The organism is Anatilimnocola aggregata (genome assembly GCF_007747655.1).
GTDB lineage: Bacteria > Planctomycetota > Planctomycetia > Pirellulales > Pirellulaceae > Anatilimnocola > Anatilimnocola aggregata.
This window is the reverse complement of sequence record NZ_CP036274.1, coordinates 4,640,053-4,666,688: the sequence shown is the minus strand read 5'-3', so window position 1 is coordinate 4,666,688 and position 26,636 is coordinate 4,640,053. Positions and strand designations below refer to the sequence as shown.

The 26,636-nt window shown below is 56.7% G+C and carries 18 protein-coding genes and 1 tRNA gene; 8 read left to right on the top strand and 11 right to left on the bottom strand.

Annotation, left to right across the window (positions count from 1 at the left end):
- Window positions 1-61: 61 nt before the first annotated feature.
- From ETAA8_RS17400 to ETAA8_RS17385, 4 genes are all read left to right on the top strand, one after another.
- Window positions 62-757 carry an NUMOD3 domain-containing DNA-binding protein gene (locus tag ETAA8_RS17400; RefSeq protein WP_145090951.1) on the top strand — a complete coding sequence of 232 codons (696 nt, stop codon included), beginning with the start codon at window positions 62-64 and terminating at the stop codon, window positions 755-757.
- A 1-nt stretch (window position 758) separates the two neighbouring features.
- Window positions 759-1,016, top strand: coding sequence for a hypothetical protein (locus tag ETAA8_RS17395; RefSeq protein ID WP_145090948.1), 258 nt, complete (start codon window positions 759-761; stop codon window positions 1,014-1,016).
- Between the two features lie 77 nt (window positions 1,017-1,093).
- Window positions 1,094-2,239 carry a thermonuclease family protein gene (locus ETAA8_RS35610; protein WP_145090944.1) on the top strand — a complete coding sequence of 382 codons (1,146 nt, stop codon included), beginning with the start codon at window positions 1,094-1,096 and terminating at the stop codon, window positions 2,237-2,239.
- A 21-nt stretch (window positions 2,240-2,260) separates the two neighbouring features.
- Window positions 2,261-3,307, top strand: a complete 1,047-nt coding sequence (locus ETAA8_RS17385; protein WP_145090941.1) for a hypothetical protein — start codon at window positions 2,261-2,263, stop codon at window positions 3,305-3,307.
- Here ETAA8_RS17385 and ETAA8_RS17380 read toward each other — a convergent pair.
- On the bottom strand, window positions 3,304-5,295 hold the full coding sequence (locus ETAA8_RS17380; RefSeq protein WP_202921043.1) for a terminase gpA endonuclease subunit: 1,992 nt from the start codon (window positions 5,293-5,295) through the stop codon (window positions 3,304-3,306). The two genes, ETAA8_RS17385 and ETAA8_RS17380, sit on opposite strands and share 4 nt — an antisense overlap.
- A complete protein-coding gene (locus ETAA8_RS17375) occupies window positions 5,276-5,911 on the bottom strand; it encodes a hypothetical protein (protein WP_145090935.1) in 636 nt (211 codons plus the stop codon). Before ETAA8_RS17375 ends, ETAA8_RS17380 begins: the two co-directional genes overlap by 20 nt.
- A 488-nt stretch (window positions 5,912-6,399) precedes the next feature.
- Between ETAA8_RS17375 and ETAA8_RS34700 the strand changes: the two genes are divergently transcribed.
- Window positions 6,400-6,882 (top strand): HTH domain-containing protein, encoded by a 483-nt coding sequence (locus ETAA8_RS34700; RefSeq protein WP_202921042.1) that lies wholly within the window; start codon window positions 6,400-6,402, stop codon window positions 6,880-6,882.
- A gap of 152 nt (window positions 6,883-7,034) precedes the next feature.
- On the opposite strand, the gene ETAA8_RS17365 is transcribed toward ETAA8_RS34700, so the two are convergent.
- Together ETAA8_RS17365 and ETAA8_RS17360 are read right to left on the bottom strand one after the other, a co-directional pair.
- Window positions 7,035-7,829: a hypothetical protein gene (locus tag ETAA8_RS17365; RefSeq protein ID WP_238397404.1), complete on the bottom strand. Its 795-nt coding sequence runs from the start codon at window positions 7,827-7,829 to the stop codon at window positions 7,035-7,037.
- Window positions 7,830-7,922: 93 nt separating this feature from the next.
- Window positions 7,923-9,233: a DNA modification methylase gene (locus tag ETAA8_RS17360; RefSeq protein WP_145090929.1), complete on the bottom strand. Its 1,311-nt coding sequence runs from the start codon at window positions 9,231-9,233 to the stop codon at window positions 7,923-7,925.
- Window positions 9,234-9,649: 416 nt separating this feature from the next.
- Here ETAA8_RS17360 and ETAA8_RS17355 point away from each other — a divergent pair, with 416 nt between their 5' ends.
- The gene (locus ETAA8_RS17355; protein ID WP_145090926.1) at window positions 9,650-14,266 is read left to right on the top strand and encodes an NACHT domain-containing protein; all 4,617 of its coding nucleotides are present in this window, start codon (window positions 9,650-9,652) and stop codon (window positions 14,264-14,266) included.
- 35 nt (window positions 14,267-14,301) lie between these two features.
- Here the strand turns inward: ETAA8_RS17355 and ETAA8_RS17350 are convergent, their stop codons facing one another.
- From ETAA8_RS17350 to ETAA8_RS17340, 3 genes are all read right to left on the bottom strand, one after another.
- Window positions 14,302-14,526, bottom strand: coding sequence for a hypothetical protein (locus ETAA8_RS17350; RefSeq protein ID WP_145090923.1), 225 nt, complete (start codon window positions 14,524-14,526; stop codon window positions 14,302-14,304).
- Between the two features lie 406 nt (window positions 14,527-14,932).
- Complete coding sequence (locus ETAA8_RS17345; protein ID WP_145090920.1) at window positions 14,933-17,332, bottom strand: bifunctional DNA primase/polymerase; 2,400 nt, start codon at window positions 17,330-17,332, stop codon at window positions 14,933-14,935.
- Window positions 17,333-17,381: 49 nt separating this feature from the next.
- Window positions 17,382-17,600, bottom strand: coding sequence for a helix-turn-helix domain-containing protein (locus tag ETAA8_RS17340; RefSeq protein WP_145090917.1), 219 nt, complete (start codon window positions 17,598-17,600; stop codon window positions 17,382-17,384).
- A gap of 140 nt (window positions 17,601-17,740) precedes the next feature.
- Between ETAA8_RS17340 and ETAA8_RS17335 the strand changes: the two genes are divergently transcribed.
- Both ETAA8_RS17335 and ETAA8_RS17330 read left to right on the top strand, forming a co-directional pair.
- Window positions 17,741-18,802: a helix-turn-helix domain-containing protein gene (locus tag ETAA8_RS17335; protein ID WP_145090914.1), complete on the top strand. Its 1,062-nt coding sequence runs from the start codon at window positions 17,741-17,743 to the stop codon at window positions 18,800-18,802.
- Complete coding sequence (locus ETAA8_RS17330; RefSeq protein ID WP_145090911.1) at window positions 18,803-19,939, top strand: site-specific integrase; 1,137 nt, start codon at window positions 18,803-18,805, stop codon at window positions 19,937-19,939. It abuts the gene before it with no gap.
- A 157-nt stretch (window positions 19,940-20,096) separates the two neighbouring features.
- Here ETAA8_RS17330 and ETAA8_RS17325 read toward each other — a convergent pair.
- The 4 genes from ETAA8_RS17325 to ETAA8_RS34695 all read right to left on the bottom strand — a co-directional run bounded on the left by ETAA8_RS17325 (window position 20,097) and on the right by ETAA8_RS34695 (window position 26,628).
- Window positions 20,097-20,178 (bottom strand) — tRNA-Ser (locus ETAA8_RS17325).
- Between the two features lie 153 nt (window positions 20,179-20,331).
- Entirely contained in the window at window positions 20,332-21,630 is a 1,299-nt protein-coding gene (locus ETAA8_RS17320; RefSeq protein ID WP_145090907.1) for a HEAT repeat domain-containing protein, read from the bottom strand.
- Between the two features lie 46 nt (window positions 21,631-21,676).
- On the bottom strand, window positions 21,677-24,559 hold the full coding sequence (locus ETAA8_RS17315; RefSeq protein ID WP_145090905.1) for a hypothetical protein: 2,883 nt from the start codon (window positions 24,557-24,559) through the stop codon (window positions 21,677-21,679).
- 188 nt (window positions 24,560-24,747) lie between these two features.
- Window positions 24,748-26,628, bottom strand: a complete 1,881-nt coding sequence (locus tag ETAA8_RS34695; protein ID WP_202921041.1) for a tetratricopeptide repeat protein — start codon at window positions 26,626-26,628, stop codon at window positions 24,748-24,750.
- Between the last annotated feature and the right edge of the window lie 8 nt (window positions 26,629-26,636).

Genomic DNA, 26,636 nt, shown 5'->3' with positions numbered 1-26,636 from the left:
GAAATGTCAGACCGTTAGTTCCGGCGAGAAAAGCGGCTGGGCACAAATTAGAATCTGGCTCATGCCAGTAGATCCCACCAAACTACGATTTGGCCCCTATCAATCGACTCGCTTCAAGATCGGCCAGAAGGTCGACTGCGATGCCCGCGGCGAGGTGACCATCTTTCGTATCTCTGACGGCCGCATCCCTTGGCCGGTCGGCAAGAAGGGCTCAGCGTTGTCCCTGGTGCTCACTGGTGACCTTGCCCGGGCAGTGCGACAAGAAGCAGTCCCCGCAATCAAACATTGGTGGGGAGTCGGCACAAACACCGTATGGAAATGGCGGCGCGCACTTGGTGTCGAAGATACAGAGGGCAACCGGCTGATTCGCGTCGAGCATCAGACACCCGAGCGCGTGGCGGCATTCGTGAAAGCAATCGCACCGTCTGCCAGGTCTCCCGAGCGACGGGCAAAGATTGCCGCAGCCAAGAGAGGCAAGCCGCGGCCGGCTCACGTTGTGGAGATACTTCGGCAAGCCAATGTCGGCAAGCGGCACACAGAAGCCAGTCGCGCCAAGATGTCAGCTTCGCAGAAGGCCCGGGCTGAACGTGGTAACTTGCCGCCAGCTGCGGGGGTTCCGTGGTCAGCGAAGGAACTTAAGTTGCTTCGAACATTGCCGGCTAAAACAGTTGCCAAGCGAACCGGGCGAACGTTGCAGGCGGTGTACGCGCGGCGGTCACTGCTTAAGTTACCGGATGGGAGAAGGGCCGCAAAATGAAATGATTCGCTGCGACATCCTGGTTATGCAGGATGGACGGCTATCCTGTTATGCATCTGAATGGCAACCAGATGAAAGTCGATCGCTACTCCATCGCAGGTGGGAAGATTGCAATCGCGGCCCAAAAACGGTACTCAAGGGTTCAGTTCCCGTCGGCGGAATTGAGCAACTAGTACTCGCCAAAAAGCTGGTTGATCAACTCGGCGGTATTGAAGCAGCACGCTCGGCCGTTAATGCGCTCGCTCAAATCCTCGGCTAACTTGACGGTGCCATTCCGTAAAGTTTGACAGGCACCCCTACGACGAACAGAATACACCCTCTCAATAGGTGCATTTAATGGGGCGTCGAACAAAAGCCAGCTCTACTCTAACGGCCTCAGCCGTCGTGGTTCTTTGCGCGGTGGGCTTCTGCTGTGGCGGCCCAATTGCATTTGTTAAATCTCTCTCCTCGCCCCAGAAGACGGAAATAAAGCACAGGGCGGCGGTCAAGGCGGCCGCCGTTCCCTCTACTACTGCCGAAGCGACATTTCAGTTCCGTCCCACAACGGAGTACAGCGACAAGGCTGTCATAAAAAGCGCCCTGCCACCGGCACCTGTTGCGGTTGTTCCGGAAGTCGACGCCCCACTTACAGCCGAACCTGCACAAGTTGCGCCGCCGCCATGTCCCGACATATTTCGGAAATGGACGGACGACTCGGGGCAATTCACCGTTATCGCTGTCGCGGCAAGGTGGGATTCAAACGAGGCGAAACTTCAACGCGAAGACGGGAAGCTGCTCACGCTTCCGCTCGGTAAGCTCAGCGCTGTGGACCAGGCATATCTCCACACGGTCAAGTTCCCACCGACGTACTTGCCTGGCGGGAAGGTTGCTCTAGGTAAAGCAGTCGGCGTCACAGATGGCGATACGATCAAACTCATCGATGAAGAAAAGGGAAACTACACGATCCGCCTGGAAGGAATCGACGCTCCGGAGAGCCATCAGGCATTCGGAACTCAGGCCAAGAAAGCCCTCTCCGATAAGGTGTTTGGCAAGGTTGTTCGCGTTGAGTGGAAAGAGACGGATAAATACGGCCGCACGCTCGGCCATGTGTATTTTGGAAACAGGCACATCAACCTCGAACTGGTCAACGAGGGGATGGCGTGGCATTACAAGAAGTATAGCACCGATCAAAATCTCGCAGCGGCAGAGAACTTGGCCCGCGATCAAGCGGTAGGTCTTTGGCGAGATTCTCGGCCAATCGCTCCCTGGGATTTCCGCAGCGGAAAGAGTGATGCGGCAGCTTCCATTCCTGCGCTACCCATGCCAAGCATGGTGCCTCTGCAAGCTCCGTTTACTGAGATGACGGTGACTGTCTACGTGACGACAACTGGCGAGAAATACCATCGAGGCGGCTGCCGCCATCTTTCCAAGAGCCGCATTCCGATATCGCTCAGCCGGGCACAGGCAAGTTACTCACCGTGTTCGGTGTGCAATCCACCTTAACAGTCAGTGAAAGGGCCTGATTTGCCTCTCTCGCCTGCCGCACGGAGAATCCGAAAACTGCTGCGTGAAACTCGCCTCCCAGTCTCTTCGGTCGCCTATTATTGCCGCGTCAATCGGAAGCGTCTTAACAGCTTTTTGTCCGGAGATCGATTAGTCAGTGATCGCCAAATTGCTGCCGTCCTACGGTTTTTGAATCGTGAGCTTGAAACACGAGCTCAATCTGATCAGCATCGAAGCGAGTTTGACGCGATCTGGCACAATCTTGCTGAACGTTCATTGCGTTATGCCGTACTTGAAGGAAGAAATTGCCGTGAGGGAACGGGCGTATTCGTCCGAATCGCCAATCAAGAATTCATAGCGACATGCGGCCATGTTCTAAAAGAAGATTTGTGTCCAACTGCCATGCCGCAGCAAGTTCTGTTGGCACGCAAAGGAATTACTCGCGTGGAGGAAGCGGGTAAGTCGGTATTGCGCGTAAATGTGAATGGCGAGATGGACGTGGGCTACATCGCAATTGTCCCTGGTACATCGGAAAGTCTAGGCCACCAAGCAATTGAGATCGATCGAATCTGCAACTTCGGACGAGGGCAGCCGGGACGCAATTCATTTTTGTGGGGATATCCAGATTGGAGTGAAGCACCACACAATCACAGGATGTCAAAGTCGGGCAATGTGGACCTTCAGCCAATCAATTATGCGTTTCCTCTACTTGCCGCTGATGAATGGGGCGATTTGGAAGACTCGCGATTCCCATTCAAAAAGTCGCGCGACATCGTATTTCGTTATGACAGGCATGAGGATTTGAAGTGCGGTGACGGGACGTTGCCGAATCCTAAGGGCATGAGCGGTTGTGGATTGTGGCAAGGCATTACCAGGATCGGGCCAAATGACCTGTGGGTCGCCGAAGATATCAAGCTGATTGGCATTCAATGCTGTGTCGGCAGGCCCGACTCACCGCCGTTCGCCCGATGTGTCCAAATTCATCATTGGCTGAGCCTCGTGGCTAATGACTTTCCCAGCCTACGACGAGCAATCGGTAAAGTTAAGACCGTTTCATCTCCACCCTAGCTCCCTCGAATTCCCCGCCACCGACTGAGATCAATCCACGGACTGCCGTCCCTTCGCGTATGGCCAGAACTGATCACCGCAGACCTTCGGGACTGCTCCGGTAGTTGCTCGGCAATCAATCGAGCTCCCGCCAGATAGCCCGCTGCACACGCGTTGTAGATCGCATCGAGCCAGTGGTTATCCTTCCGAATCCGTTCCCACCGCGTTACCACGCCCTGACCCGCGATGAATTCTTCGACCTTCGTCTCCGCGGTCAGATGGCGGGCTAGTGCCAAGTGTTCGTGTGGGCCGGCCTGATAGAAGGTCAATGCACCGGGACTCGTAAGTGGTGTGCTCAAGCGCGCATGCACCCAGGTCTTCCAGTGATCGGCATTGGCCTCGACCAAGTAAACTCCCGCCGCTTGCTGCACGGCCAGATGAAAGCCTTCGCCAATGTGGTGAACCGTGTTCGTCGCCTGCGTTGGCTGGTTGTAGTTCTGGCGGCGCTGCTGTGCTGCTCCGCGACCGACTGCTGGCCGGAAGCGATTGCCCGACTCCCGCACGAAGGCGTAGACAACGTCGGTCTGATAACCGGCATCCACCCAGACCTGATCGGGGATCATCGGCTTATCGGTGCCGAGTTTCGGCCAGCCGTTGGTGACTAGATCGCGAAACTGCCGCAGAGTCACCATCACCGCCTGTTCGACACCGAGGTCCTGAGACGGAACCTCCAGCCGTCCGTAGTCGACCAAGTGCCCGGTCGCTCCTTCGCGCCAAGCAATCAGCGCCCAATGCGTCAGATACTTGCCGATGTCGATAGCCGCAGTCAGGAACCTCGCATCCGCGGGGATGATCCCCTTCGCCCAACTTCCGTGCCGAGCGGCTAGTTCGGTGACCGCCAGCGGTGTCTGGTTCCACTTAGTGGCCTCAACCGGAATGCACCAGACGAATTGCCGCATCTCACGTTCGGCCAATTCTTCTTCGGTCGCTCGACTGGCTCGCCATTCATCGGCGGCCACATCCCCGGCACCGAGGAACAGATTGTGAACCGCGGACCAGCGAAAGCCCAAAGTATCCGTCTCGGGATCCGAACCAGTGACAGCACCGGCTTCATTTACTGACTGGTCGCCATGCAAAAGTCGTCCCCGCACGTTCGCTTCCCGCCGTTGGTCATCGGTCCATGGCTCGCTGCATTGCGGACAGACGAACCGAGCCTGGTTCTTCGCCATGGTCTGGGTATCGGCCGCTTGCCAGCCGATGAGATGCTCACGCTCGGGAGTAACGAAGTTGCCACAATGCGGACAAGGAAGTGCAATTCGACTGTGGGTGCCGCTTTCGAACTCCTGCCAGGTCCGACCTTCTTCAGTGCTGACCGTGCATTCCATGTAGATTCGTTTGCGACTACCGTAGGCCCGAGTGCGGGCCTCGAGCTGGGTGACCTTATCGCTCTCGCGACTCGCGGCCCCCGGTCTGTCCAGGCCATCGGTCTCGGTGATGACGACCACCCGCGAAGTGAAACCGGCCCGGCTTTTGTCGTTGCCGCCTCCCGACATGAACTTCAGCGTGGCACCATTTCGCAGCTGCATGGCATCAACGCGTCCGCCGCGACTACCGCCACCCTTACGTGGTAGTAAGTCTCGGTAACGGGACTGTTCGATGACCGGCAGAATATCTTCACGCCACTTGTCGCCGGCCATATCCATATCGGGCAAGCCGCAGATCACCGTCTCGCCGATCTCCAGCAGATGATACAGAAGCGGGAGCACGAAGCACGACAGCGTCTTCCCCGACTGCGTGGGTCCGGTTGCAACGAACCGGCTCCACTTCCCCGAATCGACCGCATCGAGCCAGAGCGCGGTGTAAGGCTGGCGATCGCAGCGGAACCGTCTCCCTTCGAACGGACCGTCTGGAATGACGATCTCCGCCTCGGCAAACTGCCGCATCGTTCGCAGTCTTGGTGCCCGTGCCCGGGAGATGCACCACCGCAGGTCATTGAGGATCGGACTCATCCGTGCCTCCAAAGACCTGTTCGATCTCCCGGTCCGCATCACTCAAGGCTTCATCGAGAATCTCCCTCGCCTCGGGTCCGAACTGCCGTTCCAACAGTTCCCCTGCGGCGCGCAGCCGGGTGGCGATCCGGCCCAGACCATCTCGCGCTTCATCGCGTGGGAGCAAGGTCCCCTCTCGTTCCTGCCGTTCCAACTTGGCGAGGGTAGCCCGTTCCTCTCGGTACCGTTCGAGCGCGGGGCTATTCGCCCCCGACTGCATCAGTTCGTCATCCGGTGTGGCCAGCTTCCGGGCATTGGCGGCAAGAAAGTTATGAAGCGCCAGCACCACGTCCGGCAGGCTGATGTTCGCGCCGCCGAAGGGCAGGCCATAAAGACCAGCTTGCTCGTGCAGTACCTTCGTCTGGCGTCCGGACATCTCCCGCCAATGCTTCTGGGGGATCTTGCCGTAGTACTGCCAGCGGAGCTTCTCCTCCTTATCCCGTTCGAACTTCTTCAGCGCCGATTGTTCGCGGTTAGAGAGGGATTCGCCCGACAGAACCTTCTTGTAGGCAGCCGCCGCTTCCCGCTGGGCGGCCGCTTCTGAGGCGGATTTAGGGCTGTTGGAGTCTGCGCTCATTTCCGCTTACCCTCGATTTTTATGCCTTTTTGACACTGACCCGCGTTATTTCCCGTGTTTGGCGCTATTCGGTGTCAGTTTCCGCTTACCCTCGATTGGCCCCAATCCGCCCGTCCGTGAGGGCAAATTTGCGCCGATGCCCTGTTTCCCCCGTGTTTAACGCTGTTTAGCGCGCATTCTTACTTACCGCCGGAAAATAACGTCACTCTTGCCAAAATTCCCCTATTTACGGACCGCGCGCTAGGCGTAGCCGGCCTGGAAGTACCTACGAAAAAACACCAGTATTCGCCTTGTTTTACGCACATTCCTGCCATCATGTACTGATATATTCGTGTTGTAAAGTGCAGTATGTAGTACGCTACAGATGATAATGTATTCACATTATTGTGCGCATCTGTCGTCACATTCCGCTTGATGTTCTCCCGATTCCATGGCTCATGTGTGTCTGTCGGAACCATTTCATTCCCAGCTACACACGGAGAACAGCGATGTCGAAGAAGATCAGCACGAAGAAGCCTGCCACCAAGACCACTAAGGCCAAGCCAGCGAAGAAGGCAAAGGCCGAGGCACCCGCCGCCAAGCCCGAAGCGCCCGCGACAAAGCCCATCGTTACCTGCCCCAAGGGTGGTGACCACGAATGGACCGAAGAAGGTGACGAAAAGTTCTGCACGAAGTGCAAAGAGCCGCAGGGGGCGAAGGTCAAAGGCAAGAAGCCTGCCAAGGCGAAGCCTGCGAAAGAGAAGAAGATGTCGGCGTTGGACGCTGCCGCCAAGCTCCTGGGTGAAACCCAAGAGCCGATGAATACCAAGTCGATGATCGAAGGGATCGCAGCCAAGGGCTATTGGACGAGCCCCGGTGGCAAGACGCCCCACGCCACGCTTTACAGCGCGATCCTGCGGGAGATCACGACCAAGGGGAAGGAAGCCCGGTTCAAGAAGACCGACCGTGGCAACTTTGCGTTCAACGGTTAGCGCCTCTCGCCAGACTTTGCCCCACGACGCCCCACGTTCGCCACGTTGGGGCGTTTTGCGTTTCTTGGCCCAGGAGGCGGACCATACCGGAAGATCGCAACGTTGGGCCAACCGTTGCGTCGCGCACAAACCACCTCGTGCCTGCTTGGTTGTTAGGCCCCAGGTGGCGGCAATCGGACTAGGCTGTACCCATTGAGGCGAACCGCCAAAGCAAAAAGCATGATCACAGCTGACGACGCACCGTTGACTGCGAGGAGGTCCAGGAAGTTGGGACGCGAACCGCTGGCGAAGATTCGTAACAAAGGCACCTCCGACGCTGTTCCGGCCCCAATAAGGAACAACACGATCAACACTCCTACGATAGTCCGACGTTTGAGTAGGACGGCGATCAACAGCGGCAGCGTAAACACGATTGCACTCACGGCAAGAAACACAAATATCGGTTGCTCGCCACCGCCTATTTTGATGTGATTGAGCAACGTTCCAATGGCGAGTCGTCCTGCACCGAAAACAAAACCAACGATGGCAGTGACGATCATCAGTTGGCCGATACCGAACTGCCAAGGCGAAGCATCGAAGGGCAATTGGTCGTCCACATGTTTCAGGCGCGAACGCAAGCCGGCCCGCAGTCCCCACAGCGGCACTTGAAGTAGTAGCCATTGAAGCAGAAAGCAAATGCCGATTGTGACGCTCGCATCGGCGGGAGTACCGTATAAAAGGGCATTCATGTGGATTGCAGCCCCAAGTAAGACCACCCAGAGCAGGGAAAGTGGGACACGCCAGAGTAGGCGACCAGGACCATATGCGGCCCAGGCCGCGGCGAGGGTCGTGTGGGCAAACATCGATCCCAAGAAGTAACCAATTGCGAGGACTTGAAAGACCTCGCTGCTCGAATCGATGTCGATGACCGCTACTGAAATCCAACTGATGGCTAGGAGCAGGGGCACCCACACAAATACTCTGTTGCGGCCGGTGATCATTGGCTTCTGGCCTCACGAGAATGTATCGGTGGCAATATCTTACACTTTGGATGAGTGAGGTCACGCCGACACCTCCGCTTCTGCTCGCTCCGCCTTCTTTCCAGTGAAAGATTCGAACCTCTGAACAATGACGTCACAGTACAGCGGATCCAGTTCCATCAGATAAGCGTTCCGTCCCGTCTGCTCCGCACCGATCAGCGTCGAACCGCTGCCACCAAAGAGATCGAGCACGTTCTCACCGGGGCGTGATGAATACTGCATGGCGCGTGCGGCAAGCTCGACTGGCTTCTCGGTCAGATGCACCATCGATTGCGGGTTGACCTTCTTCACGTGCCAGAGGTCGGTAGCGTTGTTCGGGCCGAGGAACGTGTGCCCCGCTCCTTCCTTCCACCCATAGAAAGCAATCTCGAACGCGCCCATGAAGTCCTTGCGCGTGAGGACCGGGTGCTGCTTGTCCCAGATGATGCCTTGGCTGAAATACAGCTCGTGCTTTTTGAGGAACGGCGGGTAGTTGCCCAGGTTGGCGTAGCCGCCCCAGATGTAGAAGCTCCTGCCGGGAAGAAGCACACGCGAGAAGTTACCGAACCAGGCATCGAGCAGATCATCGAACGCTTCGTCGGTTACGAAGTCGTTGGCGAGCGGTCGATCCTTCGCGCGGAGCTTCTTCTGCGTCGGCTTAGCCTTGCCCGGGTGACGAGCCACATCAAGCGACTGGTGATGCTTCGGGCCCGCGAATGAACTCAGGCCCGCTGCAATCGCGTTGTTGCTGCGAGGCTCCACCTTGACGTTGTACGGTGGGTCGCTGTTGACCAGATGAATCTGCGCACCGTCGAGTAATCGGTCGAGTTGCTCAGGCTTGCTGCTGTCTCCGCAGAGAAGTCGATGATTACCGAGGATCCACAGATCACCAGGTTTCGTGACCGCTTCGTCGGGCGGCGCGGGGACATTGTCGGGATCACACTGGCCTTCCGCGATCTCGATCCCCATCAGTTTTTGCAACTCGTCCTGGTCAAAGCCGAGAAGGGTGAGGTCGTAGTCCATCTCCTGCAGATCGGCCAATTCGATGGGCAACAACTGCTTGTCCCATTCAGCGATGTTAGCCGTCTGATTATCCGCGATCCGGTACGCTTTGATCTGCGCCGGCGTGAGATCGGTCGCTGTGTGAACGGGAACTTCGGTGTAGCCGAGCTTCTTGGCTGCTTTCCAGCGCGTGTGCCCAACGATGATCACACCGTGCTGGTCGACGACAATCGGCTGCCGCCAACCGTATTCCTTCAGTGAGGCCGCTACTGCCGCGACGGCGTCAGTGTTGACGCGGGGGTTGTTGGGGTACGGTTTGACGCGGTCGATCGACCACTGTTCGATTTGCATCGGAGCATACCTTGAGCACGTGAGTGCTGGTTGCTCCGAGATGCGGAGTGCTGCCCGGGAAGCCCAGGCGGCGGATCGACGGACCAGAGAACGCGTCGATCACTGAACAGTTTATTGTAGGCGATTTCTGCGGGAATGTGAAATGACTTTCGTGCCCGTTAAATGTGAATGGAACGTTGCGTCGAGTCTATTGCGGCGACCAACTTCGGCAACGCCAGGATGTCGACATCGACGGCTAAGGGCAGTAGCAGGGGAAAGAGTTGCATGTAGAAAGTGTACCTGCTCCGCTTTCCGTTGCACTGGTACACTTCAGTGAATTGACTCTTGATGCTGAGCGTAGACCGCGTCGCTTCGGCAGATCACACGTCGCCACACAAAACCGATGGACCTGATTTTCGAAAACTGAGGGTGAGGAGATGTCCAATGAAGCAGGTGGGTATTGGGCAAAGCTAGGTGACCGATACGAAGGAACTTGGGTGGTTCAGCAACTGCTGTTGTTGCTCCATGAGCGAATCAGAAGTGTCACAGTCGAAGCCATTGGCGATGATGAAGCTGGCGTTGACCTTTGGATTGAACGACTCGATGGGATGCGCGAGGCACAACAGTGTAAAGTGCGCAACGGCGTGAAGGAGAAGTGGCCGCTTGCAGATTTAGATTCTCGCCAAATCTTGGCTCGTGCAAGATTTCAGCTTGAACGAGACCAGTCGCACGAGTATTCCCTTGTTTCGGCAATCCCGGCGCCGGTCTTGGATGACTTGGCGAATAGCGCTCGTGATTCCAACGGTGATCCAGAGGCATTTTTCACGCACCAGATCGTCAACCGCAGCCAGCACGCGGTGAACGCGTTCCAGGAATTGTGTGACAAATGGGGATTATACGCAGACAGACCGCACGATCGAGCTGTTGTTTTCGACCTCTTGCGGCGGATGCGTTTCCACTTATTTTCGGATGACCGCGAATCCCGCGCAAGGGTCTTATTGCTCGCCCAACTCGCTATCGAGGGGAAGCCCGAACACGTTGTCAATGCACTGGCAAATTTCGCTGAAACAAACCTTCGCAAGAGAATTAGCGCCGTCGATGTCCTTGATGAGCTCGCCCGGCTTGGTATGCCCTCCCGTCGACTCGCAAATGATCCTCGTGTAACCGTAAGAATCGGCGAGCTAAATCAGGAGTTTCGAGAATCGATTGAACCGTATCTGGCGGGCGGCAAACTGATACATCGAAGCGAATCAGGTGCGCTGTTGGCACTTCTAGACGAAGGCATAGATGCCGTGGTCTTGCATGGCGATGCCGGTCAAGGAAAGAGCGGGGTCCTCTTCGAATTGACCATGTTATTGAAGAAGCGGGGAATTCCCTTCCTTGCGACGCGTCTCGACCGCAAGCGACCAAGAGCGAGCGCACGCCAGTTCGGACTTAATTTGGACCTGCCTGAATCTCCCACCCGCTGCTTGCACGAAGCTGCGGCAGGCATGCACTGTGTTCTGATTCTTGATCAGCTTGACGCCTTAAGATGGACGAGCGCGGAGTCGGCGGAAGGGCTTGATGTATGTAAATCCATCGTTCGAGAGGTGATGACCCTTCGATCGCTCGGAAGTCGAATCTCGGTGGTCCTATGTTGCCGCAGCTTTGACCTTGAACACGATCCGCAAATTTGCGACTGGCTAAAGCAGACTTCCTTTCGCCGCATACCAATTCTGGATTTGGAAGAATCTACAGTCAAAGAGATTGTTGATTTGCAGAAGGTCGATTACAGCACGCTGAGCATTCGCCAGAAGCAATTACTGCGGACGGTTAACAACCTCGCAATTTGGATTGCCATCGTAGCTTCTGATAATCGATCTCCGGACTTTCGATCCACGACGGACCTGTTGCGAGCTTACTGGAACAACCGTCGTCAATGTTTGCAGAAGTCAGGAATTAAAGCATCGGCGTTGAAATCTGGTCTCGACGCGTTAGTGGACTGGATGGAAAACTCTGCTTCGTTATCTGCGCCAATCAGAGTTATCGAGCATGACGCTGAACTAACAACGGAGCTCCGATCCTGGGGGGTCATTCGAGTCGCTGCTGGCACTGTGAGCTTCGCCCATCAATCGCACCTCGATTTCCTTATCGCCGACCGTGTGCTCACATTGATGGGGACGAAGCCTGATGCAGCACTCAATTGGCTCGGCGAGCGTTCCCAAATGACGCTGTATCGCAGAGAGCAACTTCGACAGCTACTAGTTCTTCTGCAGGATGAGGATCCGTCGCGATTCATACGCACCATTGAAGCACTCCTGGGGTCGCCAAAAGTGCGATTTCACCTGAAACAGGTAGTTATGGAGGTGCTTGGTCACTCAGAACTAGACGAGAACGCCAAATCGCTCGTGCTGAAGTACTGGGAAGATGATAGCTGGAAAGAGCACATCGAAAGCGAAGTACTAGCAGTCAACGCCAGCTGCTTCCGCGAGCTGTTTAATCGCGGTTTGCTAAATGAATGGCTGGGAGCGGAAGATCAGCGAGATTTTCGAATCTGCTGTTGGCTAATGACGCGGCATCGTGATTCTTGCGAAGACATCATCATGAGTCTTTGTGAACCGTTAATTCAACGCAGTGCGGAATTAGCCAAAGAAGTGTTTTCAATATTGAGTAATGAGGTAAGCAAGGATTCTAAACTGATGTTTCAGCTTAGGCTGAAATGTATCTCGCGCGGCTCTGGCGTGACATACGTTGACTGGAAAGAGCTTGTTAAAAGGCATCCAAAGCGAGCAATTCGGCTATTCGCTACAATTGTTGATACGGAATTTGCGTCGGCGGGCGATGAGTCCGTTAGAACCAAGCATTATGGTTCTCAGGAAGACCCATCCCTTTGCGAGCTGAAGCGTGCGGCCGGCATTGCTCCGTTTCTGGCAATGCGTCTGCTGCTGCCCCTTTACGCTGAATATGTCCGCAGGAACTTTGCTGACGTGCGGCGCAGCCTAAAGGAGGGATACCATTTCTATAGTGCGAGGAGAAAGGGCCGCAAAGTGCCCCTCTCGCTGAAAAGAACAGTGTCAGCTGCATTGCGTCGTCTTGCAGAGCGCAGCCCTAGTAAGTTCTTCGAAGCAGCGGCAGTGATTGAAGGCCTCCCGGGCCGCTGTAGCCGACGTTTGCTTGTCGAGGCATATGCGTACTTACCAGCAGAGTTCGCGAACGCCAGTCTAAATTGGCTGCTTGCTGACAAACGCCGACTGCGATGTGGTAATTCTCCCCGACGGCCCCGCTGGCTCAGTGCTCGCCATCTGATCAAGAAGATGTCGCTCCATTGCTCGGATTCGGTGTTCGCGGATGTCGAAATGACCTTGATGCGGTATACCGATCCAGATGAATTGCGTCACTCGAAGTTTTACCTGCAGTACGTAAGGCAAGGCTACTTTGACAACAACATTGGCCAGACTCAGCTTCACCTATTGCCAGCACTGTGCCCCTCGCGACGTGCAGATGCTACGGTTGGCATGATCGGCGTACTTGAGCGGAAGTTCGCGGGCAAAGGTAAGTCTCTTTTTGTCCGCCAAAGAGCGAGAGGTGGCTTGGTGCGCTCTGCGATGCGAAAAGAGAAGCGTTTAAGCGATCGAGCATGGTTGGGACTAATTGGCAACCAGAGCATCCCGAACGATCGAAGCCGTCGTGCTTATCGATACTTGAAGAACGCGACGATCGACACCTCGGTTGAACGTTTTGCCTCCAATCTACGGATCGCTGCGGAACGCGAACCAGAACGATTCGCAAGACTGGCATTAAGATTTCCAGCGGACGCGGCACCGGATTACCATGCTGCGATTCTCGGCGGGCTTATATGTGACGGAGCTCCGAGCTCGATTCCCGATGACGAAAAAGGAGAATGGCGCGCGGCTGCAGCTGGCGCGATTGACGAGGTTCTTTGCCGTCCGCTAGACCTCTCCCATGAGTGGCTAGCGAAGCAATTCTGTTGTCTTGTGATGCAACGGGGCGATTTGACGATTACACCGAAGATCATCGAGGATCTTTACCGTTGCTGCATCCACCCGGACCCGCCGGAGAATCAATTGCACATTAACTGTAATGTACCAGCGTCAAAGTGCAGCGTCGACGACCTGCATACAAACGCTCTGAATTGTGTTCGCGGTTGCGCTGCTTTGGCGATTGCAGCAATACTTTACGATCATCCACACCATCTGGAGTCGTTCCGCCTAGCTATTGAGAAGCTCCTTTGCGACCCACACCCAGCTGTGCGAGTTGCAGCAGTCGGGATTTGCCTGCCAATTTGGAATGTTAGCCGGCCGCTGGCGATCGATTGGTTTAGGAAGGCTGTTCAGGGTGATTCGAGAGTGGCCGCGTGTCGGGAGGCGCTCAGGCTTTACAACTTTGCGTTCCCTGAATTTGCGGATGCACTGGTCCCGGTAATACGGGAGATGGTTCAATCCGAAATTGCGGATGTCGCCGAAAACGGTGCCGAGCAACTAGCTGCTCGATGGGTTTTTGATGCGCTTTTTCAGAAGGAGTTTGGGGAGTGCGTCGAAGGGTCAGTTGCGCAGCGCCGAGGACTGGTGCATGCATTGGCACAGGTTGCTCGCATGCAAAGGTCTGTTAGTCAAACAGCTCGTTTCCTTCTGAGATTTGCAGAGGATGACGACGAGAATGTTCGACGTCGGGCCAGTTCCATCCTTCGATCCGATGATTTTTTTGAGATGGACGGTGCCAGTGAGTTTCTGGAAGCATATGTCGCCACCCGCTCATTCACCGAAGACCCATCACCAGTTGTCGCTTGCTTCGAACGGCAGAAGGGAGATCTCACGAACCGCTGGAAGTCAATTGCCGACGTTATTCTCGCAATGCTCAGAGCGTGGCAGGTAACGGAGAACCGGGCCTATCGGTTTGACTGGGCTGCCACGCACAAGATCGTGCCCCTAACGCTGCGGTGCTACGAGCAGTCCTCCGACGAGGCAATTCGCAATGAGTGTCTGAATCTTTGGGATGAGATGCTTCGACTTCGAATTTGCTCTGGCGCTGAGTTGGGAAAAATCTTGGCAATGTAAGAACAACTGCAAGGTCGCTCGACATTGCGACACCGTTATTCTACTTTCATCGTGTCCGAGTTTAAAATCACGGTTTGAAACACCGCCCCCGCCGGCGCCTCCACCAGAATCCTTCCCCGTCGCCCCTTCCGACCGATGAAGCGAATCCGCATCTCCACGCCGTCAAACCTCACAACGCGAGTCTCGCCTTCGGAATACCAGTCGATGTTCTGGCAGGTTGGCGATTTGACGTGGACGCTCTGGCTCAGTTCAATTTCCATTTCAGACTCCGGTCCTTGGAAAGGTGGTTGAATGACTGACAGAGAATTGCACGTCGTGGCAACACGGTCGCATGGCCATTGGTCGGCCAGCTTCGACAACGCGCCGGAGTGAGGGTTCGGAGGCGCAACGGCGCGTGACGTTTCCCCGGTTCCCATTCCCACCCCCTCCCGTGCGCAGAAACGGCAATAATGTGCCCTTCGTACAACCGTGAAGTGGGGTTTTGAAACGCGCGGGTGGGGTTGGCTGAGAATTGGGAATTGAAACAAGAAGAGACAATGAAATAGGGGATATTTCTCGCATTTCTTGATTCCCAATCAATTCCCATAATTCCCCAAATTCCCGGCGCTCGACTCACCGTTGCTGAGAAGTTTGGGAACTTTGGGAAATGCCCGGGAATTGACTGGCTTATATGAGTTGCAGCCATTCGCATCCCTCCAGCAATTCGCGTTTGACTTGACCCCGCTGCTCGAGCGTGTGCAACAAGGCGTCGAATTCCTTGGCCAGCACTCGTGAACCTTTGAGTGCGTCCGAGCGGTGTGTTCTGCCGCCACGCAGCCGAATACGGTCGAGGATCCGCTTGGCCGCGACCTCGAACTTCGTTTCCTCGCCGACTTGCTCAGCAACACGATCAAGCAACCATTTCGCTTGTCGTTCGGCAAAGTTGGTGGCCCAAATGGCCGCCTCTTCGCCCACCTGTAAGTTGCGGCGATCCTCAGAGCACGCATAGATCAGGCTGAGCTTGTGGGCCTGTTCGATCACGCGGGCCCAGATGGAGCAGCCAGCGTCGTTCTGAGCACGATGGCAGGCGTCCCATTTCGCGTCGATCTTGCGGCGGGCAGCTTCGAATACGTTGTCTGCCTCCGCCGTGTAATCGATTTCCAGTGGTTTGGCGTACATTACATCGGCCAGGTTGCCGCCACCGGGATTGAAGTCTCTCCAGAACTCCGCGGCGTCAACGATGTTTTGCGGCAATGCTCGGGTCCGAACTGATTGCCCTTGTCCACGTTCCCCGCTCTCGACAATGATCATGCGAGCAATCAGGCCGTTGCTCAACAGCTTTGGTGTCAAGTTTGCGAAGAAGTTCCCTGGCACACACGTTGCAAATAGTGATACGTGTGGATGACGAACAATTGCTCGGGCTTCCCCCTGCCGAACTTTCACGCGTCCGCAGTAGCTACCTTGCGATGCGGAATAGAGGTCCATCAGCCGCGCGCCGAGTTCAGCCCCAATCGGATCGCCTGGCTTGTTGATGCTAACCAAAGTGCTGTCGAATTCGTCGATCTGACACAGTTGCGCAGGCTGGGCGAAGAGCAGGTCCTCAAGACCTTGACCGCTGGCGATGCGTCCTTGCAAACGATCCTCCATGCCCACGTGGTGGAGTATGCGTTGACTGATACGGCGCGGATGGTCTTTGCCGCTACCGGAACTGGCGAGCCCTAGCGTCATGACATTGGTTAGCAGCCCGGTAGGTCCTTTGATCTTGCGAGCAATTAATGTCGATAGCAACGCGACAGCGCCGGCCCATGCCAGGGGTCGACTGGGATACGGCGCTGTGTCGAGCGTGTAATCAATCAGTGAATCGATGAAGCCAGGAATTGAGTAGCTTTCGTCGTCGATGGTTGATTGCCGTCGTTCTGGCCGTGGCGGCGCGACGATAGTTACCGTGCTGGTTTCGCCGGCAGGAATTTCAGCGGTGTTCAAGTCATCGCGTTGAAGATGTGATCCGCTGTCGGATTTGCCCATGATGCCAGTCAGGTCGACTTCGGGCACTAGTTGCGCTTCGGTGTATTCATCGTTGCGGGGGTTGTGCTCGTTCTGGTCAAACTTGCGAGCTGGCTTCGCCGGCGCACCAAATCCCTGACGACCCAATTCTGCCGCTGCTTTCTCGAAGTCGCCGTCATGCTCAAGGTAAGTGTAAACTCCGAAGGGGCTGAAGCTCTCATTCGCTGGCAGTCCCGCGTTCGTGCTGAAAACGTACAGCGACTTTCCGAGCAGTGATGCGGACCAGTTGAACCCCGTCTTACCTGGACGCCGCAACAGCTTGTTCTCGCCATCGCTGGTGATGAACTCCCAACCCTTCGATTCTAGATACCCGAGGAAGTCGCACCGCGAGTTGAAATCGTCGCCGGGGCGATCTGCGTGCCGCTTGCCATTCGCTGGCTTGCTCGAGGCTGGCGGCTTCTTCTCCACGCGAATCTCATGAAGCGCCCGTGCAACCCCAAGTAAGGCGTCGCGCTCTTCAGGTGTCACGAGGGGGATGGATTCGAACGAACCCTGGACGAGGACATATCCCGGAGATGGAGCAGTGAGAATGATGCCACCCTCGCCCCGTGTCTCGATCAACGTCGCATCGGCAATCCACTGCCCGCGACGCTTAACTGGAGTCAGCGTCTTTCCCTGGTAGGTGAACGCGTCGCCGCTCTCCCGGGTGAATCGTCGCTGCGCCAAATCCTGGTTGCCCTCAATGACCGCTCCAGGGCAACGATAGAACACATGCCGGCCGCCGCTTTGGCTTTGCTCGATCACAAGCCGATCGAATAGCTCCTGCTTCGCTTGATGTAGCAGTCGCATCCAAGCCGGGAATAACTCTGCTTTGAAATCGAAGTCGATGACTTCCAGGTTACCGCTCACCTTACCGGTAACGACACACACGGCATCAGCGACGCGTTTCCAGAACCCTTTCGCGGGCATCGTTGTTTGAAAGGGCTTCCATGAGCCGATTGGCATCTTGCGATTACGATCTGCCGGAATGGCGCATAGCGCCCAATCGCGATATTGTTCTGCGACGGCCAACAGATCTGCCATCCTTGCACCTTCCTGCGGCTCCTAAGCCGCGTTCGGAGACCGGCTGGCGCTAGGACTGAGCTCGTCCAATCGTGTTGTCCGCGATGAGCTTCAGCACGTCCGTCCAATTCACGCGGCGGCTCTTGCCAAGCTTGACGTAAGGCAGCTCACCAGCGTCCATCATTGCGTAGATCTTTGAACGGCTGAGACTCAAGTAGCGCGCTACATCCCGAATGGGACAGAGCCGTCCTTCCACTGTTTCCGCGGGCTTCTCCAATGCTCGGGCCATTTGTTCTCTCCTATTTGGTACTTGATCGTCCGTAACCGTAATCATGCGAGTAATGGTATCGCGGCTACATTGACCGTTCAAACCGTAACTGCCATAGTTACGGTTACGACATCGGTTACATTTTCCCAGGACGCGTTTTGATGTTGATCACTTCCGCAGTTGTCTCGTTTCAGTGGCCCCTGCCGCCCGATGGATTTCAATGGCGAGATCTTCGACCGGTGTCCGATTCGTGGAGCGTCGAACGAAAAAGCGATCGTGTTTTGGTGTCTAACGACTTCCGCATGAGTTTTCTTGGCTTGAATACTAAGTCCATCAAGTACCAACCATTGGATTCGAGTGGCCTGTTTCGTGAACTCGCCGCGTTAGATCCATCACCCGAGGCGATTCAACAATTTGCCAACCGTTATGGTGCCCTGACAGGCGGCCGCTTATTTGTGCCTCAGGATAAAGAGGAACGCATGCTGAAGCCAACGTCGGACGTCCGATTATCGCGTTACTACGAAGAAGCGCTTTTCGCTGGCATGACTGAGGCGAAAACGACAATCAAACATTGGGTAATGCGCGGGGCCGTCTTTGGAGACAGTCTCGGGTACTGGCGAGAAGAGATTCACAAGTTGCGAGCACTGATTGGATTGTGGGACTCCTTAAGAAATTCCAATCGAAGTGGGATCGAGAAGTTCGCGCAATTCGGTTGGAACGGAAAGCTTCGAACGATAAATGTGGTCGACGAAGACGGAAAAGCATTGGCCCGTGTAAGAACCTTTACGCAAGAGGCGAGTGCAAAACTCACACTCGCCGCCGCGGCAGAACACGCGCTAACTGATGTACTGAGCGATCTAACGGCTAACACGTCTGGAATTCTTCTCTTTCCTCATGAAAGCAGATACCGACGGAAGCTGGCAATCGTTCCCAAGTCACTTCGCGATGCAATCTGGCTGCAGTTCGCGCTGGCGGTCCTGGAAAACAAGAAATACCGCTCCTGCGAGGTTTGCGGCAAGTCATTCGAAGTGTCGCCCCAGGTTGCTCGCACCACACGCACTCTCTGTAGCTCTGCCTGCAAGCAGAAAGCGCACCGTCTCCGCCGAGATCAATGCGTGAAATTTGCGGAGCAGGGTTTGACCGCCAAGCAGATTGCCAAGCGTGTGGGATCCCAACTATCAACCGTTGAAAACTGGTTACAGGAATTCAAGGAGAAAAAGTAGATGTCGCGAAAACGCCGTGGACGTGGTGAGGGATCGATCTATCAGCGGGCCGACGGGACTTGGTGTGCTACGATCAGCGTGGGCTACAACAACGACGGCAAACGTAAACGGCGAACACTGTTTGGCGATACGAAGCAAAAGGTTCAAGAGAAGCTCGGCAAGTTGTCACGCGAGATCACACACTTGTCGGATATCGAGCCGCAGCGGATCAAGGTCGGAGAGTATCTCGATCGGTGGCTGAAGGATGGCGCCAAACCGCGAGTGAGGATGACGACATTTGATAACTACGAGCGAGCCGTGAACCTGCACATCAAACCCTACCTCGGAGGGCTGCAATTGGCACGTCTCACCGGGCTCAATATCCACGGACTCTATTCGACTCTGGAGCAAGCTGGGAAAAGTCCGGACACCATTCGCCTAACGCATGCCGTCCTTCATCGCGCACTTCGACAGGCCGTTAAATGGCGACTGATCCCATTCAATACGTGCTCTGACGTCGACCGTCCGAAGGTTGAGAAGAAGTCGATCAGTCCATACACGGTGGAACAAGTGAAGACGTTGCTTACCGCGGCCCAAGGGGATCGGTATGAGGCTATTTTTGTCCTGGGTGTTACCACCGGCATGCGGCTCGGGGAACTCTTCGGACTTCAATGGTCCGACGTGAATCTCGCCGGCCAGGCCATCATGGTCCAGCACGCTTTGGTGGAACTGCGCGGCAGGTTAACCCTGACAGAGCCAAAAACCGCGCGTGGCCGGCGGCGGATCGAATTACCGAGAATGGCAATCGATGCGCTGGTTCAACACCAAGCGAGGATGCTCGAAGAAGGATTCGCTGGTGGTGGCTACGTGTTCTGCAATTACCACGGTGGTCCGCTTCGCCGCAGCCATTTTCACTTCCGACATTTCAAGCCGCTGCTGGTGCGCGCGAATCTTCCCGAAATACGATTTCACGATCTACGTCACACCTCGGCGACTTTGCTGCTCTCGCAAGGCGTTCATCCGAAGGTTGTCCAGGAGCGACTGGGGCATTCGCAGATTTCCGTGACGATGGACACGTACAGCCACGTGCTCCCTTCGTTACAGCTGGAGGCGGCCGGCAAATTCGACCAGATGTTGGATAGCGAGGAAACGGCGTGACACTGGCGAAATCTCCCTCTACGTTCGCCAACGTCCAAGGTGTAAGCGCGAGAATGGCTACACTTGGGCTACATTCCGCTGAAACATCGCGTCTCGCCAGTACGCAGGCGCAAGAAAACGCCCCCGCAACTCTAGGCGGGGGCGTAGTTTACAAGAGCGGAGGGCACGAGATTCGAACTCGCAACCGGTTGCCCGGCATCACATTTCCAGTGTGACCGCTAGCCATTCGCTTACCCTCCGGGGGTTGTCCATCGACTGGAAGTTTCCAGTTTATCGACGGTGGCAAGAGGATAGTTTACGACGAGTCGGGTCGTTCGCCCAGACCGGTTCAGGGCCGCATTACAGCTTAACCAGCCGGAATAATGCCACCTCGCTGCGAATCGATCGGAGGGTTACTTCATTCGCGCTTTGATCCGGTCCAGGGAATTCTTGGCAGTTGACTTCATCAGGAAATCGTTGCCATTTGCCATCCTCTCGAGCAGTTCGACAGAAGCTTCCTCCCCGATATTTCCCAGCAATTGAATGAGCGACATTCGTTCTGGAATGCTCTTGGCGTTCTCCAGGCGAGCGATCACCGGTTCTTCGGCAACAGGCCCCAGTTTGACCAGTGCCGATTGAATCGCTGAGCGATTGCTGAAGTTGTCGAATTTGGCGATTAGGGCTGCCGCCGTTTCCTTCGTTGGACTGAGTTCGACGAGTGCCTGAATGACCTCGCGGTTCGATGTTGGACCGGGCGAGTTCAGGAGTTCGAGCAGTACCGGAATGTTATCTTCCGTACCCCATTTGCGAACGGCTTCCGCTGCAGCCCGCTGGGAACTTGGGTCACTTGAGCGCAACTGCTGATTCAGCACAGCAGAGACTTCTGCGCGCCGCTCTTCCATGACCGGCAGGCGATTCAAATCAGTGAGAGAAAACCAAGCGGGTCGACCGCTCGCTGGATCATTCAGTTGGGCAAGAATTTGATCGAGCTTCTCGGAGTCGGTCTGGGGCTGGCGAGGCACAGGGCGCACCGCTGGGTTCGGGCGGGTGAATGGTGGTCTCACTGGTGATGGTGGCATCAAATCCGGGCGGCCAAATTCAGGGACTTGAGGATACGGTGGTGGTGCAAGTTGCGGACGAACGCCTTCGTACGGTTTCACATTTTCGGGTTGAGGGATTTTCTGTTTGGGCGGAGCAATAAAATCTGCGGGCCGGGCACCAGTGCCATTCATCCGCTCTTTTGCCATCTTGCGCGCTTCAGACTCAGGTACTGGGATCGTGTTGACCTTGATGTTCCGCCCGGGACCTGACTCATGCTCTACCTTGGCAATGAGGTTGCCTGCAAACCGATACGCCAGCACTCCAGTTCCACCACAAAAAACGAGCAAGACCAGCGACAACGCCAGGCAACCCAAAATGATCGGCGCTCGACTGGACTTCGCGACCACAGGTTGCGGGGGCTCACGATAGCCGGGTTGAGACAGCAACGTGGGAGCGGGAGCAAATGGAGATAAGGGTTGCAGCGGCTGCAGAGGCGCTAAGGGCGTGAGCACCAGTTGCGATTGCTGAGGTTCCGGTGTTGGAGTACTCGCTTGAATCGATTTCGGTAAGAACGGTTGAAAGCAGCGTTCGCAGCGAATGACGGCACCGGGTTGAATCCCCGGCTTAGGAAACGAATGCTTGCAGGCAGGACAAACCACAGTGCCGCTCATGGCGTCTGCATCCTGGCGATGGAGATAGCTAACCTAAGCGCGCCGCCTACTTTTGCAATTCGATCAACAAATCAAAATCGGCCAGCGAGCGTCCCAGGTAGATATGGTCGAATAGTGCCGCCTGTCCGTCAACTGCCGCGAAACCCATTCCAGTAAGTGTGAATTCGCCAAAGTCTGCGAACAGGTCGCGTGTGACCTGTTCGAACTTGGCCGGCACCTTGTCGTCAATAGCGAGCGAACCGCCGAAGCACTCGCCGCCGGGACCGGCATGATAGCGAAACTTCGCACCTTCGCGACCACTGCCGCCGGGACCCCAGGCACCGTTGTGATTCAGTTGTAAGCAGATGGTATTACCACCCTGTTTTTTCCAGGCAAAACGAATGTATCGAATTTCGCCAGGACCGGGATTCTCTCGGACGTTAAGGCCGAGCATCGGCAGTTTGGCGTTGGATTTCTGATCGCCATTCACACGCAGGCAAACCTGACCGCTGAACTTGTCGCGATTCTCCGGCACCGCTTTACCACCACCTTCGGTCAGCAGCGCAATGAACTTCTCATCGTCTTCGAACACTTCTCGCGGCGCTTCAGCGACTGGCTTCTCACCCGCAACGACTTTGATGTTCACCGGGACTGAATTGCTGCGTACCGAGTTCACCGAGACCGGAGCGGCTAAGGCCACGACCTTGGCGTCCTTTAGTGGTCCTGGTTTGCTGCCAAAGGCAAACGTAAGCGGGAATTCAAACTCGGTTTTGTCCGCGGGTACGATCCATTGGGGTGCGACGTAACCCTTTGGCAGGTTTTCGAGCGTTACCACCACCGGTTGCTTGAACGCAGCAACGCGATTGATTTTGCCGGTCAGTTTGCCGGTCTCGCCCATGCCTGCCTTGCCTTCTAGCGTCAACTCACCGGTGAGTTCCAATTCGAACGGCGCCACTGGCACGAGCGTGCGAACGGGGGCGGCAATTGACGATGTAACTGTTTTGCCGTCAGTGGCCAGTAGATCGGCCACCAGTACCAGATCCCAGTTCTGCTTCGGCAGATCGGAAGGAACGAGAATGTTCACGTCGAGTTCCGTTTGGTCGGGCTTGAACGCTGGCGAACCATCCAGCCGCAGCGCGGCATTCACATTGTCGACAACCTTGTCTTGCGTTCCTTCTTTGACGGTTTTCTTCGGCCCGGGCTGTGTGGTGAGGAGTCGCACGCGCACGTTGCCGGTGACAGTCCCGCTCCGCTTGATCGCCAACTTTGCGGTCAACTTATCGCCGAGAACAAGTGCATCGGCGGCGTCACCATTCCAGGCGAAGGAAATTGGGGAAGCGTTCATGACGCCAATCGCAAACTGTTGGCGCAAATGAGGCTGATAAACGGAGCCTGGCACTTCCGGGGTCAGTGCCAAACGCGAAATGGGTTGCGACAGCTGCGACGCAGTGCCGCTAACCAGCAACAGACCGTCCGTGCCGGCGGCACCTTCGGCAGCTGAAAGAGTGACAAGGGCAATGGATGCTCCGGCGACAATCTTATTCCCTTGGATGGAAATGCCGCTCGGTAGTCCGTGCAACTTCAGGTCGATATCGCCTTGATACCCAGCGCGCGTGGCTTGCACGAGCAGCACCTGCGTGCCACCCGCGGGGATGTTCAATCGATCGGTGGACAAGGTTAGCGAAAAGTCGGGAGCCGCTGCATCGCGAGCTTCAAGGCGATAAACAAAATTCGGGCCACCACGATCTTGCATATCCTTCACGCCAAGTTGCATTTGATTCACACCAGCAGGCACGGTGAAATCTAACAGCGGGTCGCTTGTTCCTGCGCGGTCGTCGCTGGTACTCAGTGGATTGCCTGCTTGACCGTAAACTGTGAGAACGCCATCAAGGGGCGAGCCGAATCTTTGTGCAAATACTTCCAACCGCAGCTTTTGCCCCGGCGTGACGGCCAGCGTATACCGATCTTCTTCACCGCCAGCCGTAAGTACTCCACTCACACCCGCTGGCACTGCAGACATAGCCGGCAATTGCCCCGGTGTTCGAGTTGGTTCCACCATTTCACTTGCGTTGCTCACGAGCAAGCGAGGCGCACCGCCGGTGAAGTGCGGCACACTTTCTGGAATCGTGACTTGGATTATTCCCGCACCTGGAAAGGCAGAAGCATCGACGGCTATATCCTCGGCTACAGCGCTACCCGGCATGCGAGTGGTTGCCTTGCTTCCCTGCGCGACAGCCATTGGCAAAGCTTGATCGGCGAATTGCAACGCACCTACCTTCAACCGGAAATGACTGGGTGCGGTACCGCGATACAATTGATCGTGCAACTCAACAGAGTAGGTACCATCGGCGGGGAGAGTGGCTGACAACCTGGCATCGCCACCCAACAAGCGAAGCGGAGGGCTGTACGCGATTTGAGTTCCACGGGAGTCCAGCAGACGCAGCACGGGCTTGATTGCAGCCCCAATTCGCTGGGCCTCTACATCGAGCGAAATCGTTTCACCCCGTTTGCCGGTGAACGAACTGCGCAGCGACTGGCCAGTGGGCAAGCTACCTGTGAGCGCAATTGGCAACGAGGAGATTGCTTCGCTAAAGGCCGCCTGAGGCAAACGGTCGATACCAATGGCCAGCGGGTTCGAAATGCCATTCTTGGTTGCTAACCGCAGCAAATAAATGCCAGGGGAGGCGGCAGCATCAACGGTGATCTCAATCTCCAATCGGTTCGCCTTCGCACCTGGTCTCACCGACTGCGAGGCAATGGGCACCGGCAGAACGACGCGCGCATCGGCGGTGAGTTCGCTGCCGTCGATGGCGAGCGTTACTGCTTTGCCGGCGGTCAGTCCCCGCAACGACAAGTTGGTGATTGCCGGAGCAGCGTAGGATGCAGTCCAGCTGCACAACAATAGGCAACAGGCGGTAAAGAAGACGCGCGGGCGAAGCAAGCAGTTCATGCTCGTGTTCCCTGGCGATCGGAAAGGAGAGAAATTGGGGCGGGGGTAAACAACAGCGCCGTCATCCCAGGCAGGATGGCGGCGCTGATCATCAATCTCGTGTGTCTGACTCAGCGAACAACGCTTGGTCCGTGGGTAATGACCTTTGAACTCACTACACCGACACGATCAAGCATTCGTCGGATCGACTAGCCAAAGGGGTCAACTGGAGCGGGAGCAGGCGCGGGAGTCGGTGCTGGAACAGGCATCGGTGCCGGTGTCGTTGCTGGCGCAGGGGCCGGAGCTGGATCAGCAAACGGATCATCGCTGGCTGGAACAGGCGCTGGAGCCGGCGCGGCGGGCTTAGCTGCTGGAGCAGGCGCAGTGGCCGAAGCGGGAACAACGGAGTCATCTTTGAAAGGATCATCCTTCACGTCAGCGGGCTTTGTGGCCGGTGCGGCGCCGAACGGATCGTTGGGGGCGGTTGCTGGTGCCGGGGCAGGAGTCGCCGGAGCAGGCATTGGAGCAGGAGCAGGCATTGGAGCAGGAGCAGGCATTGGAGCAGGAGTTGCTGGAGCGGGAGCAGCGCCAAACGGATCGTTGGGGTCGGCCGCTGGAACTGGAGTCGCCGGAGCAGGCATTGGAGCCGGAGTTGCAGGAGCAGGAGCAGCGCCAAACGGATCGTTCGGGTCGGCCGCTGGTGCCGGGGCAGGAGTCGCCGGAGCAGGCATTGGAGCCGGAGTTGCAGGAGCAGGAGCAGGAGCAGCGCCAAACGGATCGTTCGGGTCGGCCGCTGGTGCCGGGGCAGGAGTCGCCGGAGCAGGCATTGGAGCCGGAGTTGCTGGAGCAGGAGCAGCGCCGAACGGATCGGCTGGATCGGCTGGCGCGGCTGGGGCAGGAGCAGGCATTGGTGCTGGAGTTACCGGGGCTGGAGCAGCGCCAAACGGATCGTTGGGGTCGGCTGCTGGTGCCGGGGCAGGAGTCGCCGGAGCAGGCATTGGTGCGGGCGTTGCTGGAGCAGGACCAGCGCCAAACGGATCGGCTGGTTCAGCAGGCGCGGCTGGTGCAGGAGCGGGTATCGGTGCAGGAGCAGGCATTGGAGCAGGAGTTGCTGGAGCAGGAGCAGCGCCGAACGGATCGGCTGGATCGGCAGGCGCGGCTGGTGCCGGAGCGGGCATCGGTGCAGGGGCAGGAGCAGCGCCGAACGGATCGGCTGGATCAGCAGGCGCGGCTGGTGCCGGAGCTGGCATCGGTGCAGGCGTTGCCGGGGCAGGAGCAGCGCCGAACGGATCGGCTGGATCAGCAGGCGCGGCTGGTGCCGGAGCTGGCATCGGTGCAGGCGTTGCAGGGGCTGGAGTAGCGCCAAACGGATCGGCTGGACCAGCAGGCGCGGCTGGTGCCGGAGCTGGCATCGGAGCCGGAGTCGGGGTAGGCATTGCAGCAGGTGCAGACGCCCCACCAAACGGATCGGCTGGATCGGCAGGTGCCGCAGGTGCTGGAGCGGGCATTGGTGCCGGCGCTGGAGTGCCACCAAATGGGTCAGCCGGTGCTCCGAACGGATCGTTCGCTGCCGGAACTGGCATCGCCGGACTAGCCGGTGCCGGACCAGTTCCTGCCGCGCCCCCCGCGGGTCCACGCAGGACGTCTGCTTCGTTTCGCCTCATTTCTTCAAAGCGAGCGTTTTCTCGTTTATTCAAATTAGCCCGAGCCATCAGGCGGGCATTTTGACGGTAACTCTCCAATGCCATCCGGTCGGGACCTTGGACGCGTTCGAGCGACTTGCCAATGGGATAGACGTCGCCGGCGGCTACTTCCAAGGCGGCACCTTTATCGAAGTCAGCTTTAGCTTCATCGGGCCGGCCCAACTTGCTATAAGCCAGAGCGCGGAAGTAATAGACGCGCGGGTCTGTGCTGCCACCGTTAATGGCTTCGGTCAGAAAGCCGTGAGCCCGGGTGTAATTGCGGCTGTTATAGGAATGCACGCCCCGACCGTAAAGCTCGTCGAGCAGCGTGTCTTGCGACCAGCCGACAGAGCCGAGCAGCGCGCAACTTGCTGCCGACAACAACATCCACCGAATGCTCCTGATCATCACCAAAA

Bases quoted from the DNA above. Each gene is read 5' to 3' on its own strand.
- ETAA8_RS17400 (WP_145090951.1), top strand. From the start codon at position 62: ATGCCAGTAGATCCCACCAAACTACGATTTGGCCCCTATCAATCGACT.
- ETAA8_RS17395 (WP_145090948.1), top strand. From the start codon at position 759: ATGATTCGCTGCGACATCCTGGTTATGCAGGATGGACGGCTATCCTGT.
- ETAA8_RS35610 (WP_145090944.1), top strand. From the start codon at position 1,094: ATGGGGCGTCGAACAAAAGCCAGCTCTACTCTAACGGCCTCAGCCGTC.
- ETAA8_RS17380 (WP_202921043.1), bottom strand. From the start codon at position 5,295: ATGAGTCCGATCCTCAATGACCTGCGGTGGTGCATCTCCCGGGCACGG.
- ETAA8_RS17375 (WP_145090935.1), bottom strand. From the start codon at position 5,911: ATGAGCGCAGACTCCAACAGCCCTAAATCCGCCTCAGAAGCGGCCGCC.
- ETAA8_RS34700 (WP_202921042.1), top strand. From the start codon at position 6,400: ATGTCGAAGAAGATCAGCACGAAGAAGCCTGCCACCAAGACCACTAAG.
- ETAA8_RS17360 (WP_145090929.1), bottom strand. From the start codon at position 9,233: ATGCAAATCGAACAGTGGTCGATCGACCGCGTCAAACCGTACCCCAAC.
- ETAA8_RS17355 (WP_145090926.1), top strand. From the start codon at position 9,650: ATGTCCAATGAAGCAGGTGGGTATTGGGCAAAGCTAGGTGACCGATAC.
- ETAA8_RS17350 (WP_145090923.1), bottom strand. From the start codon at position 14,526: ATGGAAATTGAACTGAGCCAGAGCGTCCACGTCAAATCGCCAACCTGC.
- ETAA8_RS17345 (WP_145090920.1), bottom strand. From the start codon at position 17,332: ATGGCAGATCTGTTGGCCGTCGCAGAACAATATCGCGATTGGGCGCTA.
- ETAA8_RS17340 (WP_145090917.1), bottom strand. From the start codon at position 17,600: ATGGCCCGAGCATTGGAGAAGCCCGCGGAAACAGTGGAAGGACGGCTC.
- ETAA8_RS17335 (WP_145090914.1), top strand. From the start codon at position 17,741: ATGTTGATCACTTCCGCAGTTGTCTCGTTTCAGTGGCCCCTGCCGCCC.
- ETAA8_RS17330 (WP_145090911.1), top strand. From the start codon at position 18,803: ATGTCGCGAAAACGCCGTGGACGTGGTGAGGGATCGATCTATCAGCGG.
- ETAA8_RS17320 (WP_145090907.1), bottom strand. From the start codon at position 21,630: ATGAGCGGCACTGTGGTTTGTCCTGCCTGCAAGCATTCGTTTCCTAAG.
- ETAA8_RS17315 (WP_145090905.1), bottom strand. From the start codon at position 24,559: ATGAACTGCTTGCTTCGCCCGCGCGTCTTCTTTACCGCCTGTTGCCTA.
- ETAA8_RS34695 (WP_202921041.1), bottom strand. From the start codon at position 26,628: ATGATCAGGAGCATTCGGTGGATGTTGTTGTCGGCAGCAAGTTGCGCG.